Source organism: Yinghuangia soli (assembly GCF_021502675.1).
GTDB classification, from domain to species: Bacteria; Actinomycetota; Actinomycetes; order Streptomycetales; family Streptomycetaceae; genus Yinghuangia; species Yinghuangia soli.
Genome location: NZ_JAKFHA010000004.1, coordinates 28,850 through 45,421, shown reverse-complemented (window position 1 = coordinate 45,421; position 16,572 = coordinate 28,850). Strand labels below are relative to the sequence as shown.

The window sequence follows — 16,572 nt, the reverse complement described above, 5'->3', positions numbered from 1 at the left end:
GCCGCACGGCGCACGACGTACTAGGGCAGGGATCCGACGTTGAACGTCCTCTTCGACAACTGGGACACGTATTGGGAGGGGTTCCTCGGCACGCTGAAGCTGACCGGGGTGTCGGCCGCGCTGGCCCTCGTCCTGGGCGTGCTGGTGGCGGCCTGCCGGGTCTCCCCCGTCGCTCCGATGCGGATGTTCGGCGCGGTGTGGGTGAACGTGCTGCGCAACACCCCGCTCACGCTGCTGTTCTTCGCGGTGGTGCTGGGGCTGCCGCGGTTCGGCATCGTGCTGCCGTTCTTCGTGTTCGCGGTGCTGGCGCTGGGCTGCTACACCTCCGCGTTCATCTGCGAGGCGGTGCGCGCCGGCATCAACACGGTGCCGACCGGGCAGGGCGAGGCGGCCCGCAGCCTGGGCATGACGTTCGGTCAGACGCTCGGGCTGATCGTGCTGCCGCAGGCGTTCCGGTCGGTGATCCCGCCGATCGGCAGCACGCTGATCGCGCTGGCGAAGAACTCGGCGATCGCCGGGTCGTTCAGCGTGGTCGAACTGCTCGGCACCTACCGCACGCTGAGTGAACTCGGCTTCAACATCGTGTGGACCTTCGTCTGGATCGCCGTGGGCTACCTGATCATCACGTTGTCGATCAGCGCGGTGTTCGCGTACCTGGAGAAGCACTGGGAGGTGGCCCGGTGAGCACGGACGGCACCGCGCTCTACGATCAGCCGGGCCCGAAGGCGCTGGCCCGGCACCGCTTGTACGGCATCGCGGCGACGCTGGTCCTGGCCGGCATCGTGGCGTGGTTCGTGTACAAGATGTTCGACACGGGGCAGTTCACCGCCGAGAAGTGGAACGCGTTCACATACGCCGGCATCCAGGAACTGCTGCTGCGCGGCCTGGGCAACACGCTGCGCGCGTTCGCATGGGCGGCGGTCCTCTCGCTGGTCTTCGGCGCGGTCTTCGCGGCCGGGCGGCTGTCCGACCACCGGCTGGTCCGCTGGGTCTCGACGCTGGTCGTGGAGTTCTTCCGGGCCATGCCGGTGCTGGTGATGATCTTCTTCATCTTCATCGCCATGAAGGTCGAGCCGCGGATCGCGCTGATCGCCGGACTGACGCTCTACAACGGGTCGGTGCTGGCCGAGGTGTTCCGGGCCGGCGTGCACGCGGTGCCGCGCGGCCAGAGCGAGGCGGCGTACGCGCTGGGCATGCGCAAGACGCAGGTCATGGCGCACGTGCTGATCCCGCAGGGGGTGCGCACGATGCTGCCGGCCATCATCAGCCAGTTGGTGGTGGCGCTGAAGGACACCTCGCTGGGCTACCTGATCTCGTACGAGGAGTTCCTGTACGCGGGCAAGCAGATCGCCACGAACCTGGACTACAGCCTGCCGTTCATCCCGGTCGTCATCGTCATCGCGCCGATCTACATCGGGCTGTGCATGCTGCTCTCCGGACTGGCCAAGTGGCTGGAGCAGCGGGGCCGGCGGTCGCGGCGCACGGCGGCCTGAGGAGTTCACGAGAACGTCACAAGATCGACAGGTCCGCCACCGTCGAGTGTGCTGCGGACCACACCCCGGCCGGGAGTTCCCGGCCGGGGTTTCTTGTTGTCACCACCGATGAGTTCGGCACAGCGGACCGGTCTGAAAAAGGGAAGGCCAGCACGACATCCAGGAAGCATTCAGGAACCGACCCTTCCTATTTGAATCCTAGAGTCGTAAGTGCAGGAAGACGGCGGAACCGACCGGTCCGCGGGGGACGAAGGAGCCACTTGTGAACAGCAGCGCGAGCACCGCAGCGGCAGCCGCCAAGAGCAACGGCCCGCTGGCTTCGTTCGTCCGCTTCGTGGCGTTCGGCGGCGGCACCGGCCTCGCGGCCAGCGGTGTCCTGCTGTTCCTGTCCGGCTACATGTCGCTCGTGCTCGCGAACGCGCTGGTGACGGTCGCGTCGACGATCGTCGCGAACGAGCTGCACAGCCGGCTGACCTTCCGCAGCGCGGAGCGCGGCTGGCGGATGCACCTGAAGTCGACCGGCACCGTGGCGGTGAGCTACCTGTTCACCACCACCGCGATGCTGGTGCTGCACGCGGTGGTGGCGTCGCCGAGCGTGCTGCTGGACCAGGCGGTCTACCTGACCGCGTCGGGTCTGGCGGGCATAGGCCGGTTCGCGGTGCTGCGGGTGTTCGTCTTCGCCGCCGCGCGCGGCGGGGCCGCCAAGGCCCCCCAGACCCGCCCGGCGGTCGCCCCGGTGCTCGCGCCGCGCATCCCGGCCTTCGACCGCACCGCGGTCGCCGTCGCCGCCTGAGCCATTCCCTCCCCCGCGGAGCCGGCCGGTCACTCCCCCTGACCCGGCCGGCTCCGCTCTTTTCCGGGGCCGGACGCGGGTCGGCGCCGGGGCCGGGCCGACCCGCGCGCGGGGTTCACGTGGCCGCGCGGAACCCCACCGGCACCGGAGGGTCGGTGACGATGCGGGTGTCGAGGAACTCCCACCAGTCGTCCTGGGTGACGCGCTCGGCCTCCCAGCCGCCGTCCGCCTTGAGGCCGGCCAGCGCCGCGCGGTAGGCGCCCCAGGCCGCCTCGTCCTCGAACGCGGCCCAGTTCTCCAGGACGTACACGTCGCCGACCACGCTGTAGAACCAGCGCACTTCACGGACCATCGGCAGGTCGCGGTAGAACCAGCGCTCGCGCTCCTCCAGCCAGGACCAGAACGCCTTCTGGTCGCGGCGCGAACGCTCGGTCAGCCGCATGCGGTACACGAGGTAGATCACCCGGAATCCCCCCAGACTGCCCAGACTGCCCAGACTGCCCAGACTGCCCGGACGCCCCCGCCGCCCGGCCGGGCGGACCGGCTCATGGTATTGATGCGGAACGGCGTTCCACAATGGCCGCGGCCAAGCCCGCCCGCGGCCGATTTCGTTCACTCGTTCGAACGATTCCCGGCGGTTCCGCAGGACCGCGTCGGCGGTGCGGCGTAGCGTGCAGAGGGTTCGGGCCGGGCGTTGACACGCCGGCCGACGACCCGCGCCTCCGGGAGGCTGCCATGACCGACTCCATCCTGCTCGCCGTCGGCACCCGCAAGGGGCTGTGGCTCGGCCGTACGGAAGTCGGCAGCGACGCGTGGGAGTTCAGCGGACCGCACCACCCGATGACCGGGGTGTATTCGGTGCTGATCGACAAACGCCGCGCGGCTCCGCGGCTGCTGGCCGGGGTGACCAGCGAGCACTTCGGGCCCCTGGTGGCGGCCAGCGACGACCTGGGGGCCACCTGGGACGGCCCGGAGGGAGCGGTGGTCGCGTTCCCCAAGGACACCGACGCCTCGGTGGAGCGCGTCTGGCAGCTCCAGCCCGGGCCGCCCGCCGAGCCGGACACCGTGTACGCCGGGATCGAGCCGTCCGCGCTGTTCCGCTCCGAGGACGGCGGCCGCAGCTTCGCGCTGGTCCGCGGCCTGTGGGAGCACCCGCACCGGCCGCACTGGACGCCGGGGTTCGGCGGCATGGCGGTGCACACCGTGCTGCCGCATCCGACCGAGCCGGGCGACGTCACGGTGGCGATGTCCACCGGCGGCGTCTACCGCACCCGCGACGGCGGGGCGACCTGGGCGGCCTCCAACACCGGGATCCGGGCGTACTTCCTGCCCGACGAGTACCCGGAGTTCGGGCAGTGCGTGCACAAGGTCGCCCGGCATCCGGACCACCCGGAGCGGCTGTTCCTGCAGAACCACCACGGCGTCTACCGCAGCGACGACGGCGGGGGCACCTGGACCTCGATCGCCGACGGCCTGCCGAGCGACTTCGGCTTCCCGGTCGCGGTCCACCCGCACCGGCCCGAGACCGTGTACGTGTTCCCGCTCACCGCGGACGCGATGCGGTTCCCGCCGGACGGCCGCTGCCTGGTCCACCGCAGCGACGACGCGGGCCGCAGCTGGACCGCGGTGGGCGACGGGCTGCCTCCGGAGGGCTTCTGGACCGGGGTGATGCGCGATGCGCTGTGCCTGGACGACGCACCCGAGCCGGCCGTGTACTTCGGCACCCGTTCCGGCGAGGTGTACGTCGGGAAGGACGGCGGCCGCAGCTGGCAGCGGATCGCCGAGCACCTGCCCGACGTGCTGTGCGTGCGGGCCGCGACTGTACCGGCCTGACTTGACCTGCCCCCGCCTGCCCCCGCCTGCCCCGGCCTGCCCCGAACTACCCGGGACCGGCTGTCCCGACGGGGCTGCGACCTGCGCGTTCGATCGGTTAGCGGGGCTTAACGCTCATTACGAGGTTGGTCGTTGTTCGCCCGCGTGCGGTGCCCGATCGTGGAGTGGCGGAGATCCATCGCCACTGCCGAGAGAGGACCGGATGGGCACGAGCACGACACCGGAGGACGACTACCCCCGCGACATGGGCGTCGAGACGTTCCGGCTGGCCGTGATCATCGGAAGCGTGCGGGCCGGGCGCCACGGGACCGTGGTCGCCGACTGGTTCATCCGCCAGGTCGAGCAGCGCGACGAACTGGACATCGACGTGATCGACCTGGCCGAGGTCGATCTGCCGTTCGACGTCGGCGAACGCCTTCCGCCGGATACCGATCCGACCGACCCGGCGGTGCCGTTCTCCTCGGCGTTCACGGTGCGGCGCCGGCTCGACGCGGCCGATGCCTATGTGGTGGTGACGTCCGAGTACCACCACGGCAATCTCGGTGCGCTGCGCGAGCTGATCGCCGGGCACTGCGAGGCATGGCGGGCCAAGCCGGTCGGGTTCGTGTCGTACGGCGGCGCGATCGGCGGCCGGCGCGCGGTCGAGGAAGTACGCCCGCTGTTCGCCGACATGCATGCGGTGCCGGTCCGCGGGCACGTGGCCTTGCCGTACGCCTGGGAGCTCTTCGACGAGCAGGGCGCCCCGCGGCGGCCGGCCGAATGCGCGGCGGCGGCACAGGCGTTGCTCGACCAATTGGCGTGGTGGGCGGTGACGCTGCGGCGTGGCCGCGAGGCGCGCCCGTTCGCCGCCTGAACCACCGGAGCACGTGCGGAGCCGAGCGGCTCGGGCCGCGCGGCGGCTGCGCCGCGGGCTTCGCGTACGTCCGGCCGGCGGCCGCCCCCCGGCCGCCGGCCGGAACACCCTTGAACATGGAGTCCTTTGTGTACCGTCAGCGCATCGACCTGCCCGCCGCGGCGTCCGGCGGCTACCAGGCGCTCGCCCGGCTGGACACCCTGATCCGGCGGGACGGCCTGGTCGACGACCGGCTGCGCGAGCTGGTCAAACTGCGCACCTCGCAGCTGAACGGCTGCGCACTGCATCTGGAGCGGCATTCCCGCGAGGCGCTGCGGCTCGGCGAATCGCCGCAGCGGCTGCACCAGTTGGCCGGGTGGCGCGAGTCGTCGCTGTTCTCCGCCTCGCAGCGTGCCGCGCTGGCGCTGGCCGAGGCGGTCACCCGACTGGGGCCCGAGGGCGTTTCGGACGACGTCTACGCGGCCGCCGAACGCCACTTCGGGCCGCAGCAGTTGGGCAATCTGATCCTGACCGTGGCGGTCACCAATGCGCTGAACCGGATAGCGGTGACCGCCCGCCTGCAGGCACCCGTGCCGCGGGCCGAGGAGCCGCCGGACTGACGGCGCGCCGGTCAGCGCACCGGGGCCGAGCCGCGGGGGCCGGGGACCGCGTCGGGCGTCCCGTCCGGCACCGGCAGCGCGGCGGCCGCGGAACCGGTGCCCTCCTCGGGCCGGGCGGCGTTCGCGGGTGCCCGCAGGTTGCGGACCTCGGGGGCGCACAGCGCAGCGGCGGTCGCCAGCACGATCAGGCCCGCGCACAGCAGCAGCGCGTGCCGCGCCCCGACCGCGTCCGCGAGGGGTGCGGCGGCGATGAGGCCGAGCGGTCCGAACATGAACGAGCCGAGGGCGTCGTAGGCGCTGACCCGGGAGAGCGCCTCGCGCGGTATCTCGCGCTGCATCGTGGTCTCCCAGAGCACGCCGAACACGTCGTGCGAGACGCCCATGACGAACGCGCCGGCGGCGACCACGTACACCGGTGCCCCGAGGCCGAGCAGGGTGATCGGCACGGCCATCGCGAACGTCGACACGGTGGCCACGGCCAGCGGGCGGCGCGGGCGGATGCGGATCGCGAAGACCACGCCGATCATCGTGCCCGCGCCCTGCGCGGCCAGGATCGCGGACCAGGCCGGGGCGCCCCCGAGTTCGGCCTTGGCGACGACGGGCCCGAGCACGCCGAAGGCGGCCTGCATGGCGGCCACCACGAACGCGAACTGCAGGACGATCGCCCACAGCCACTGCCGGGCGGAGAACTCCTGCCAGCCTTCGCGCAGGTCGGTGAGCACGGAAGTGCGTGCCCGGTCGGTCCGGGGCGGCACGCGCAGGGTGGCGATCAGCCCGACGGAGAGCAGGAATCCGGCCGCGTTGACCGCGAGTGCCCAGCCCGCGCCGACCACCGCCACGGTGACGCCGGCCAGCGCCATGCCGAGCAGGCGGGCGCTGTTGACGCCGAGCCGCAGCACGCCGTTGGCGGTCTGCAGCCGGTCGGCGGCGACCACGTCGGGCACCACGCCGGTCAGCGCCGGATAGTACAAGGCGAGCGCGAGTCCGGTGAGGGCGGCGAACCCGGCGATCGCCGGGACCGGGGCGTGTCCGGTCACGAACATCACGGCCAGCGCCGCGGAGGCGGCCGCGGACAGGAGTTCGGCCGCCATCATGAGCCGGAACCGCGGCATGCGGTCGGCGATGACGCCGCCGAACAGCATCCCGGCGACCTGCGGCACGGTCTGGGCGGTCAGCACGATGGTCAGGGTGGTGGCGTCCGCACCGGGCAGGTCCAGTACGCCGAAGGCGAGGGCCACCGGCCCGAAGGACGCGCCGAGCACCGAGATCGTGCGGGCCGCGAAGAGGATCAGGAAGCGCCGGTCGGCGAAGAGGTCGCGGCCGCGCACCGCGCGATCGAGACCGGGCTCCGCGGCGGTCATGCGTCCTCCCCGACGGTGAGGACGAGCTTCCCGCGGCCGTGCCCGGTCTCGATCGCGCGGTGCGCGTCGGCGGCTTCGGCGAGCGGGTAGGCGGCGCGGATGTGCAGCGTGAACGCGCCCTGCGTCCACAGGTCGGCGAGTTCGGCGAGGCGTTCGCCGGTGCGGACGCCGGACCATTCGGGCAGGCCCAGTTCGCGGGCCTCGGCGTCGGAGATCATCGTGACGATGCGCTTGCGGTCCTCGACCAGTTCGACCGAGGCGTGCAGCGCCTCCGGTCCGGCGGCGTCCAGCGCGGCGTCGACGCCCTCGGGGGCGGCCGCGCGGATCCGGTCGACGAGCCCGGGTCCGTAGGTGACCGGCGTGGCGCCGAGCGAGCGCAGATAGTCGTGGTTGGCCTCGCTCGCGGTGCCGATCACCTTGGCGGCGCCGAAGTGCCGGGCGAGCTGGACCGCGATGGTGCCCAGTCCGCCCGCGGCCGCGTGCACGACGAGGACGTCGCCGGGGCCGACGCCGAGCTGCCGCAGGGCCATGTGCGCGCCCTGGCCGTTGCCGGAGAGGGCGGCGGCCACGTCCCACGGCATGCCGGCGGGCTTCGCGGCGAGGTTGCCGGCCGGGACCGCGATGTACTCGGCGTACGCGCCGGTGGTGGTGAAGCCGAGGACGTCGTCGCCCGGTGCGAAGGCGGTGACGCCGGCGCCGGCTTCGGCGACCGTCCCGGCGAATTCGTTGCCCGGCACCACGGGATGCTCCGGGTATCCGGGCGTCATGGCGGGCGGCATGTGTCCGGCGCGCAGCCCGGTGTCGAAGGGCAGGATGCCTGCCGCGCGGATGCGGACCAGGACCTCGCCGGCCGCGGGCCGCGGCGCGGGGATCTCCGCGAGGTGCAGGTTCCCGGGTCCGCCGAACGTGGTGACGACCGCTGCGCGCATGGGAGTCCCTGCCTCTCTCGGTGCGGATCCCGGTGCGGATCCCTGGAAGTCCGCCGGGTATCCGGTCGGGGTGGACCGGCGGATGAATAACGGAGTGAACCGCTCCGGCAATCTATATCGGAGCGGTCCGCTCCGCAATGCTTATTCTGGGGTCATGACTACCGGCGAAAGCCCGCGCAAACGCGGTCGGCAGGCCGAGGCCGCGCGAAACGACCTTCGCGTCCTCGCCGCGGCCCGCGAGGTGTTCAGCACGCTGGGCGCCGACGCCCCGGTCTCGGCGGTGGCCGAACGCGCCGGCGTCGGCATCGCCTCGCTGTACCGGCGCTACGGCACCAAGGAAGAGCTGCTGCAGCGCCTCTGCGTGCTGGCTGCCGACCAGTACGCCGAGGCGGCCCGCGCCGCACTCGAAGTGCCGGACCCCTGGGACGGATTCGCGCACTACGTCCGCGCCTGCGTCGACTTCGGGCCGGCCTCGCTGGCACCGGTCGCCGGGACGGTCGCCTTCACCGCGGAGATGGCCGCGGCCGGGGACCGTGCCGACCGGCTCGCCGACGAGGTCGTCGCCCGCGCACACCGGGCCGGCGTGCTCCGCCCGGACGCCACCACCATCGACGTCTTCGCGGTGATCGAGCAGTTCGCGCGCCGCCCGCCGGTCCCCACCGGCGAGGACCCCAACGTACGGGCCCGCCTGGTCGCGCTGCTGCTCGACGGGCTGAGGTCCCGGGCCGGGGAGCCGGACCCGCCGCTGCCGGGCCATGCGCCGACGATGGCCCGGTACGCGGAGCTGTGGCGCAGCCCCGAGGCGTGAAGTCCGGTCGCGGCGGTCCGGCCGCCCCAGGCGAACGACGGTTGAACAGGTCCTCACGAATCGCTTTCGCCGGACGCCGGGGGCCAAACACCTCGGCGGCAGCCCGCACGGCCGTGCAAGGGTGGTCCCCGTCCGGACCGGGTGGCGCGCGCCGGGACCGGCCCGCATCACCGGCACAGCAGGCACAGTAGGCACAGTAGGCACAACGAGCACGACGCGCGACGAGAGAGACGAGGGGGAATCGGTCATGGTGTGGCTCATCCTGAGCCTGGTTCTGTTCGTGGCGGCCGCGGCCGTCACCGCGCCCGCACTGAAGGCGGCCCGCTCGGCGCGGGCGGCGTCGCCGGCGCCGGACGCGCTCGACCTCTACCAACTCGCCTTCCTGGCCGGCGGCCCGGGGCGCACCGCGGACATCGCGCTGCTCGCCGCGGCCGGGCGCGGCGCGGTCTCGGTCGCGGAGAACGGCCGCCTCGTGCTGCGCCCGCAGGGCCCGCCGACCGACCCCTTCGCCGCCGCGGTGGACGCCGCGGCCCAGGCCGCGGGCGACAGCGCCACGGTCGCCGGGTCCCGGCTCGCGGTCGCCGCGAACCCTGCGGTGACCGCGGTCCGCGACCGGGTCTTCGCGGCCGGCCTGCTCAACCCGTCGGCCCGCAACAGCAAGCTGCGCCCGGTACGCGTCACGCTTTCCGTGATCCCCCTGGTGGTGATCGCCGGGCTGTTCGCGGAGCCGCTGGCCGGTTCGCCGTCCGAGGACACCGGCCTGTGGGTGGCCAATCTGGTGGTCGCGATCTTCGGCACGCTGCTGTGCCTGGCCCTGCACTACTTCCTCTTCACCAGCTACGACAAGCTGCGCGCGCCGCTCAACGACATGGCGCTGTTCCACCTGTGGAACCTGGTCCGGGACCCGGCCGTGGTCCAGCGGCTCGGCGATGCGGTGCCCGGTGGCAAGGGACTGGGCGAAGTGGCGCTCTACGGCCTGACACGCATTCACGACCCGCTGCTGCGCGAGGTGTTCCTGCAGGCCGCGCGCGTCACCGCGGGGCGCGTGGTCAGCGACGGCTGGACCGAGGAGCAGTGGAAGGACGCGGTCGAGTCGAAGGGCCGGCTGGGCGGCACCACGTACGCGGACGCCTACCGGGCCGCCAACGAGCCCGCCGCACCCGGCGCTGCACCGGGCGCCGGTGCGATTCCCGGCCAGGGGCCGACCGGCCCCGGCATGTACGGCGGCGGCGCGGGCGCGCCGCAGGCCGAGCAGCGGCCGCCATGGGAAAACCACCCGCACGCCTGACCGGCGAGGGGACGGCCGGGGCGTACCGGGCGGGCGAGGAGCGCGGGTTACTGTGCTCGACGTGGACAAACTGGTGGTGGGCTTCGACCTGGACATGACGCTGATCGACGGCCGCAAGGGCATCGGAGCTGCCATGCAGCTGCTCTCCGACGAGACCGGTGTGCCGGTGGACGTCGATCTGGTGGTGTCGCGCCTCGGCCCGCCGCTGGAACAGGAACTGGCGCAGTGGTTCCCCGCGGAGCAGGTCCCCGCGGCGGCGGACCGCTACCGGGCGATCTACCCGGCCCTCGCGGTCTCCGGCACCGACGCGATGCCCGGCGCGCACGAAGCGCTCGCGGCCGTGCACCGGCACGGCGGCCGGGTGGTCCTGGTGACCGCGAAGGCCCAGCGCAACGCCGAGTTGCACGTCGAGCACCTGGGCCTGGCGGTGGACGACGTGGTCGGCGGGCTGTGGAGCGACGGCAAGGGGGCGGCGCTGCGCGAGCACGGCGCCTCGGTGTACGTGGGCGACCACTTGGGCGACATCCGGGGTGCGCGGGCCGCGGGTGCGGTGTCGGTGGCGGTGGCCACCGGTCCGATCAGCGCGTCGGACCTGGCCGCCGCAGGCGCGGACGCGGTGCTCGCCGATCTGACCGGCTTCCCGGCCTGGCTGGACGCGTACCGCGCCGCGCCCTGAGCGGGGCATACGCCGCGCCGCACCCGCGAACGGGCCGGCGGGTGAGCGGAGTCGGGGGGGGGGGGGGGGGGGGGGGCGGGCCCCCCCCCCCCCCCGCCGGTTCAGTGCAGGGTGCCGCCGGTCGCCGGGGTGCGCCCGGCGCGCATGACGTACACCAGGACCACGCACACCAGGCCGGCCGCGGCCATCGCCCAGAAGACCAGCGTCCAGCCCTCGTCGGTGTAGACCTGCGGGATGTCGATGGTCTGCGACGGGTTGCCGGGCGCGTCCGGGGTGATCACCTGGTACGGGTGGGCGGACACGATCGCGGTGAGGATGGCGGTGCCCACCGCGCTGCCGAACGACTGGGTCAGGCCCAGCATGCTGGCCCCGATGCCCTGCTGCTCCTGCGGCACGGCCTCGACGATGAGGTTGTTGGCGGCGCCGTAGTACATGCCGAAGGCGATGCCGAACAGGATGCTGATCAGCAGCAACTGCACCCAGCTGCCGTGCCACAGCGCGTACATGACCATGGTGAGCGTCATGATGACCATCGAGGCCAGGTACGGCTGCCGCAGTCCGGTGCGCTTGCCCCATTCGCCGGCCGCCGGGCCGGTGAACATGCCCGGGATGGCCTGCCAGGCCGTGATGTGCAGCGCGAGCGCCATCAGGGTGAACCCGAGGGCGTAGCTCAAGTCGCCGTCGAAGACGAGGACTTGGCTCAGCATTTCGGCGGGGAAGCCGGACTTCTCGGCGAATCCGGCGATGACATTGCCGTCCACGAACTCTTTGTCGATCTGGGCCATGTAGGCGATCGCGTAGGCCTGCACGCCGATGATCATGTTGGCGAAGAGGCCGACCGCCAGGACGATCGAGACGCGCGGGGTGCGCAGCAGCTTCGGGTCCATGATCGGTTCGGGGGCGCGGAGTTCCCACAGGTAGAACGCGATCAGCAGGGCGATGCCGCCGATGAGGTAGATGTACGCGGAGAAGCGCCCCCAGCCCCACTGCTGGCCGTTGGAGATGTAGACCAGGGCGAGCGCGGCGCCCGCGCCGACCAGGACCGACCCGAGCCAGTCGAGCTTCTGGCTGACCTTGAGCTTGGTCTCCGGCACCACGATCCAGAAGACCGGGATCAGCACCAGGATGTAGATCGTCAGGAACCAGAAGATCGAGCGCCAGCTCCAGTGGTCGGTCAGCCAGCCGGTGAGGAACGGCGAGACCAGCGCGGAGACGCCGAAGCCGGTGGCGATGACGCCGATGGACAGCGGCACGTACTTGCGCGGCATCAGGTCGCGGATCAGGCCGGCCGCGATGGCCGCCATCGCGAACGCGACGGCCTGCAGGCCGCGGCCGACCAGGAACATCGCCCAGCTCTCGGTGAGCGCGCACAGCAGCGAGCCGGCCAGGAAGGCGATGCTGCAGCCGAACAGCACGAGCTTCTTGCCCACCAGGTCGGCGAGTTTGCCCAGGATGGGCGTGGTGGCGCCGCCCACCAGGCCCAGGATGATGATCATCCAGCTGATGTTGTCGCCGGCCGACGGGAAGTCCATGCCGACTTTCTGGACCGCGGTGGACACCATCGAGTACTGCAGCGGCACGACCTCGGAGAACAGCACGATCACCGCGAGGACGCTGAACACGCGGGCCTTGGAGGCGCCTTCGAGGCGTCCGGTGACGTCGTCGCCGGCCGCGGGGCCGGGTGGTGCGGGGGACTCTTCCAGGTTCTCGGACATGCGTGGACTCCCGTGGGGGCGGGTGGGTGGGCATGGCGGAGCAGGCCGACGGACGGAGGCGGCCGGGTGCGGAACCGGATCTTGCGGATTCCGCAGCGGGACCTAACAGCAAGAGCCGTGCAATGGGAAGAGGCGTTTTTGTCCTCCGGAGCCCACCGAACCGATGGTTTCCGGCCACGCCCGGGGAACGCGCGCCCCCGTCCGGATCAGCGGCGGGGCGTGGCGAAGAAGTGGCCCGATGAGACGTCCACCCAGAATTTCCCGATGCCCGGGCCGGTCAGCGGCCGCGGCTTGAAGTCGTCGAAGTACTTCAGCGGCACGTGCACGGTGAGCAGCAGCGCGACCGCCACGACGGCGACCTGCGGGCTGCCGATGCCGAGCCCGGCGCCGATGCGCAGATCACCCGTTCGGAGCCAGAGCACCAGGAAGAAATTGGCGATCAGCAGGAACGCCCAGCGCTCCTTGTCCCAGCCCGCGAACGCGGCCAGTACGGGCGCGAGTGCCGCGCCGAGCGAGAGGCCCAGGAGCAGCGGGCGGTCCCGCCGCGGCCCGCACCGGGCGGCCAGGATCAGCGCTGCCGCGGCGAACAGGGCCAGCGGCAGCAGGAAGAGCAGGACGTCGGCCGGCGAGTACAGCCGCCAGCTGTCCATCTGCGTACGGGCGAACAGGTCCAGGGCGTCCGGCCGTACCGGGAAGCCCTCGGCGGCGAGGCTGCGCTGCAGGTCCGCCGAGGCGGCCGGCGGGGTCGGCGGGGCGGCGAGCACGAACAGCCCGGCCGCCGCCGCGGGCAGGGCGGCGGCGAGCGCGCGGACCGGGGGCAGGCAGCGGGCGCAGGCCAGCACGAACACCGGCAGCACGGTCAGCGCGGCGATCTCGTGCACGCACATCGCGGCCGCCATCAGCAGTGCGGCCGCCGTCCACCGGCCTTTGCCGAGCAGCCGCAGCGCGCCGAACAGCAGCAGGTAGAGCACTTGGTCGAAGTAGCCGACCTCGTGGACGAGGTAGCCGCCGGTCGGGAGCAGCAGGAACGCGAAGACCAGCAGCCGCCGCGCAGGCTGCGCGGTGGTCACGGCCTCCCGGACCAGGACCGCCAGCAGCGCGGCGAGGACCAGGTACGACAGCACGGCCAGCAGCTCGTACCGGTGCCCGGTCACGTCGAGCACCGGCCCGGTCAGCGTGCCGACTGCGAAGCGCCGCCGGAAGCCGTCCTGGAGGCCGACCGTCTGCAGGGTCGCGGCCCAGGCGCTCGGCATGCGGCTGCCGGTGTACACCGCGACCAGGACGCAGCCGAGCGCCGCGGCCAGGACCGCCCGCCGCCCCCGCTTCGACAGGCCGGGCGCTGCCTCGGCCGGCGCCGCGGCCGCGCCGGTCGCCTTCGGGCCCGCGCGTACCTCGCCGAGAGCCTGGGACACGGGTGCGACCTCGAATCGTCGGTGCCGGCGGACTGGCTACGGAGAGCCAACGGTGATCGGCCCACCGTAGTTCCCAAGCCGTTGGTTTCCGGTCCGCGGCACCACCCGTGCGGCCCTGGACGACGTGCGGCCCGCCGATCGCGGGCGGACGATGGATTCCGGGCGGTCGGACCGGCCGACATCGGACAACGCCCGGGAAAGGACGCCGGTGTCATCGGGTGCGCTGCCGTGGGTCGACCAGCCGATGCTGGCGCTGCTGCTCGACGGCACTTCGGCGGGCGTCGGGATCCTGGACGCCGAGCTGCGCTACGCGTACGTCAACCCGGCGCTGGCCCGGATGAACGGGGTCCCGGCCGAGGAGCACCTGGGCCGCACCATCGCCGACGTGCTGCCCGGCCTGGACGCCAACGAGGCGGAACTGCGCGCGCTGCTCGCCGACGGGCAGCCGCGCGAGATCACCACGAGCGGCCAGACCCGGGCCGACTCCCCGCATCCGCTGCGCTTCTGGCACGGCGTCTACCACCGCATCGAGCGGGACGGCCGGGTGCTCGGCCTGGCCGGGATCGTGGTGGAGGTCAGCGAGGCGGAGCACGCGCACCTCGAAGCCGAACTGGCGCACAAGCGCCTGGCGCTGTTCGACGCGGCGATGCAGCACATCGGCACCACGCTCGACATGGACACCACATGCACCGAACTGGCCGACTTCGCGGTGCCGCTGCTGGGCGACATGGTCGCCGTCGACATCTTCCCGCACGGGCACGCCGACCTGGGGCGCGGCCCGGTGCACGGGGTGCTGCGGATGCACCGGGCCGGGTTGGCGTACGTCCCGGCGCTGCGGACCGTCGCGGACGCCGTCGAGCATCCGGGCGGCCCGGTGGACCTCCAGGAGGGCTCGGCCATCCACCAGTGCCTGGCCGCGGGCACGCCGGTGGTCGACAACTTCGCCTCGGTGGCGGCCATGCGGCAGGCCGCGCCCAACATCGCGCGGGTCGCGAATTACCTGGCCGCCGGGGTGCATTCGGGCATGGTGGTGCCGCTGACCGCGCGCGACCACGCGATCGGCGCGATGACCGTGCTGCGGGCCGGCGACTCCCCCGGCTTCGAGGCCGCGGACGTGGCGGCCGCGCAGGAACTGGCCCGGCGGGCCGCGGTGACGCTGGACAACGCGGTGCACTACACGCACGAGCACGGTATCGCCCTGGAACTCCAGCAGGCGCTGCTCAACGAGCCCCGCGGCCCGCACCCGGACGTCGAGATCGCCTCGCGCTACCGGCCCGCCGGGGCGACGGTGCTGGTCGGCGGCGACTGGTTCGATGCCATCGCGCTGTCCGGCGGGCGCACGCTCCAGGTGATGGGCGACGTGATGGGGCACGGCGTGGAGGCGGCGGTGGCGATGAGCCACTACCGGTCCATGCTGCGCGCGCTGGCCACCGAGGACCTCGGGCCCGAGGCGATGCTCGACCGGTTGGACACGATGATCGCCGCGGCCGGCTTCGAACGGGCCGCGACCTGCCTGCTGGTGGTCGTCGACCCGGCCTCCGGGGTGTGCACGATGGCGAACGCGGGCCACATGCCGCCGGCCGTGGTGGGCCGCCGCGGGGTGCGCCTGCTCGACGTGCCGGGCGGGCCGCCGCTGGGCACCGGGGTGGGCGGCTACGAGGCGGTGGACGTGCCGTCCTGGCCCGGTCCGGTGCTGCTGCTGTACACCGACGGGCTGGTGGAGCGCCGCGGCGAGGACATCGACGCCTCGCTGCGCCGCCTCACCGCACTCGAACTCCCGGTCGACGGCAGCCTCGACGAGCTGCTCGACACCGTCCTCGAGGCGCTGGGCGGAGGTGCCGAGGACGACATCGCGCTGCTCGCCTCGCGGATCCGCCCGCACTGAAGCCGGCACCGAAGCCGGCACTGAAACCCGCACTGCACCCACACTGCACCCGCACTGCATCCGAACTACCGGGCACCGGACCCGGGACACCGAAAGGCCAAGGACCATGGAGCGCTTCACCGGCCGGCACGCCCTCGTCACCGGAGGCGGCTCGGGCATCGGCCAGGCCACCGTGCTGCGGCTGCTCGACGAGGGCGCCACGGTGGCCGCCGCGGACATCGCGCGGACCGGCCTGGACGACACCGCGGCCCGCGCCGAACTGGACGGCAATCTGGAGCGGTTGACCACGATCGTGGTGGACATCGGCGCGGAGGAGTCGGTACGGGCCGTGGTCCCGGCCGCGATCGCCGACCTGGGCGGGCTGGACGTGCTGGTCAACGCCGCGGGCATCCTGCGCTCGGCGCACACCGAGTCGATGTCGCTGGACCTGTGGGACCAGGTGCTGCGGGTCAACCTGACCGGGACGTTCCTGGTGACCCGCGAGGCGCTGCCCGCGCTGCTCGCGAGCGGGCGCGGTGTGGTGGTCAACTTCAGTTCCACGTCGGCGTCGTTCGCACATCCGTACATGGCGGCCTACGCGGCGAGCAAGGGCGGCGTGCAGTCGTTCACGCATGCGATCGCGCTGGAGTACGCCGGGCGCGGGCTGCGCGCGGTGGCCGTGGCGCCGGGGTCGATCAGCAGCGGCATGACGGACGCATCCGGGGCCAGCGGGGAGAACCGCGGGCCGGGCATCCCCGAGGACGCCGACATGGCGCTGTTCGCCAAGCTCATGCCTGCCCTGAAGCCCGGCGATTCGCCGTTCGGCTTCGCCGGGCCCGAGGCGGTCGCGGGCGTGGTGGCGATGCTGGCCTCGGACGACGGGGCGTTCGTGACCGGGACGGAGATCCGCATCGACGGCGGCACCCACATGTAGGGGCGCGTACCGGA

At 72.8% G+C, this 16,572-nt stretch carries 16 protein-coding genes; 11 read left to right on the top strand and 5 right to left on the bottom strand.

The features are described from left to right. Window positions 1-39: 39 nt before the first annotated feature. The 3 genes from LZ495_RS09260 (at window position 40) to LZ495_RS09250 (ending at window position 2,286) form a co-directional block, all read left to right on the top strand. Window positions 40-684 carry an amino acid ABC transporter permease gene (locus tag LZ495_RS09260; RefSeq protein ID WP_235051554.1) on the top strand — a complete coding sequence of 215 codons (645 nt, stop codon included), beginning with the start codon at window positions 40-42 and terminating at the stop codon, window positions 682-684. After that, on the top strand, window positions 681-1,493 hold the full coding sequence (locus LZ495_RS09255; RefSeq protein WP_235051553.1) for an amino acid ABC transporter permease: 813 nt from the start codon (window positions 681-683) through the stop codon (window positions 1,491-1,493). Before LZ495_RS09260 ends, LZ495_RS09255 begins: the two co-directional genes overlap by 4 nt. Before the next feature lie 262 nt (window positions 1,494-1,755). After that, window positions 1,756-2,286, top strand: a complete 531-nt coding sequence (locus LZ495_RS09250) for a GtrA family protein (RefSeq protein WP_235051552.1) — start codon at window positions 1,756-1,758, stop codon at window positions 2,284-2,286. A gap of 115 nt (window positions 2,287-2,401) precedes the next feature. Here the strand turns inward: LZ495_RS09250 and LZ495_RS09245 are convergent, their stop codons facing one another. Next, window positions 2,402-2,749 carry a hypothetical protein gene (locus LZ495_RS09245; protein ID WP_235051551.1) on the bottom strand — a complete coding sequence of 116 codons (348 nt, stop codon included), beginning with the start codon at window positions 2,747-2,749 and terminating at the stop codon, window positions 2,402-2,404. A gap of 272 nt (window positions 2,750-3,021) precedes the next feature. Between LZ495_RS09245 and LZ495_RS09240 the strand changes: the two genes are divergently transcribed. The 3 genes from LZ495_RS09240 to LZ495_RS09230 all read left to right on the top strand — a co-directional run bounded on the left by LZ495_RS09240 (window position 3,022) and on the right by LZ495_RS09230 (window position 5,571). Then, window positions 3,022-4,119 carry a WD40/YVTN/BNR-like repeat-containing protein gene (locus LZ495_RS09240; RefSeq protein WP_235051550.1) on the top strand — a complete coding sequence of 366 codons (1,098 nt, stop codon included), beginning with the start codon at window positions 3,022-3,024 and terminating at the stop codon, window positions 4,117-4,119. 202 nt (window positions 4,120-4,321) lie between these two features. Next, window positions 4,322-4,972 carry an NADPH-dependent FMN reductase gene (locus LZ495_RS09235; RefSeq protein WP_235051549.1) on the top strand — a complete coding sequence of 217 codons (651 nt, stop codon included), beginning with the start codon at window positions 4,322-4,324 and terminating at the stop codon, window positions 4,970-4,972. 116 nt (window positions 4,973-5,088) lie between these two features. Then, the gene (locus LZ495_RS09230; RefSeq protein WP_235051548.1) at window positions 5,089-5,571 is read left to right on the top strand and encodes a carboxymuconolactone decarboxylase family protein; all 483 of its coding nucleotides are present in this window, start codon (window positions 5,089-5,091) and stop codon (window positions 5,569-5,571) included. 11 nt (window positions 5,572-5,582) lie between these two features. Here LZ495_RS09230 and LZ495_RS09225 read toward each other — a convergent pair whose 3' ends face one another. Continuing rightward, complete coding sequence (locus tag LZ495_RS09225; protein WP_235051547.1) at window positions 5,583-6,932, bottom strand: MFS transporter; 1,350 nt, start codon at window positions 6,930-6,932, stop codon at window positions 5,583-5,585. Then, window positions 6,929-7,861, bottom strand: a complete 933-nt coding sequence (locus tag LZ495_RS09220) for an NADP-dependent oxidoreductase (protein WP_235051546.1) — start codon at window positions 7,859-7,861, stop codon at window positions 6,929-6,931. The genes LZ495_RS09225 and LZ495_RS09220 overlap by 4 nt, the downstream gene beginning before the upstream one ends. 154 nt (window positions 7,862-8,015) lie before the next feature. On the opposite strand from LZ495_RS09220, the gene LZ495_RS09215 reads away from it, so the two are divergent. The 3 genes from LZ495_RS09215 to LZ495_RS09205 all read left to right on the top strand — a co-directional run bounded on the left by LZ495_RS09215 (window position 8,016) and on the right by LZ495_RS09205 (window position 10,633). Further along, a complete protein-coding gene (locus tag LZ495_RS09215) occupies window positions 8,016-8,669 on the top strand; it encodes a TetR/AcrR family transcriptional regulator (protein ID WP_235051545.1) in 654 nt (217 codons plus the stop codon). Between the two features lie 247 nt (window positions 8,670-8,916). Then, the gene (locus tag LZ495_RS09210) at window positions 8,917-9,957 is read left to right on the top strand and encodes a TIGR04222 domain-containing membrane protein (protein WP_235051544.1); all 1,041 of its coding nucleotides are present in this window, start codon (window positions 8,917-8,919) and stop codon (window positions 9,955-9,957) included. A gap of 52 nt (window positions 9,958-10,009) precedes the next feature. Continuing rightward, window positions 10,010-10,633, top strand: coding sequence for an HAD family hydrolase (locus LZ495_RS09205; protein WP_308267835.1), 624 nt, complete (start codon window positions 10,010-10,012; stop codon window positions 10,631-10,633). Between the two features lie 101 nt (window positions 10,634-10,734). Here LZ495_RS09205 and LZ495_RS09200 read toward each other — a convergent pair whose 3' ends face one another. Continuing rightward, window positions 10,735-12,348 (bottom strand): MFS transporter, encoded by a 1,614-nt coding sequence (locus tag LZ495_RS09200; RefSeq protein WP_235051543.1) that lies wholly within the window; start codon window positions 12,346-12,348, stop codon window positions 10,735-10,737. 206 nt (window positions 12,349-12,554) lie between these two features. Beyond that, complete coding sequence (locus LZ495_RS09195) at window positions 12,555-13,760, bottom strand: hypothetical protein (protein WP_235051542.1); 1,206 nt, start codon at window positions 13,758-13,760, stop codon at window positions 12,555-12,557. 208 nt (window positions 13,761-13,968) lie between these two features. Here LZ495_RS09195 and LZ495_RS09190 point away from each other — a divergent pair, with 208 nt between their 5' ends. Next, window positions 13,969-15,645 carry a SpoIIE family protein phosphatase gene (locus LZ495_RS09190; protein WP_308267833.1) on the top strand — a complete coding sequence of 559 codons (1,677 nt, stop codon included), beginning with the start codon at window positions 13,969-13,971 and terminating at the stop codon, window positions 15,643-15,645. A 106-nt stretch (window positions 15,646-15,751) separates the two neighbouring features. Next, window positions 15,752-16,558, top strand: a complete 807-nt coding sequence (locus LZ495_RS09185) for an SDR family NAD(P)-dependent oxidoreductase (RefSeq protein ID WP_235051541.1) — start codon at window positions 15,752-15,754, stop codon at window positions 16,556-16,558. Window positions 16,559-16,572 lie beyond the last annotated feature (14 nt).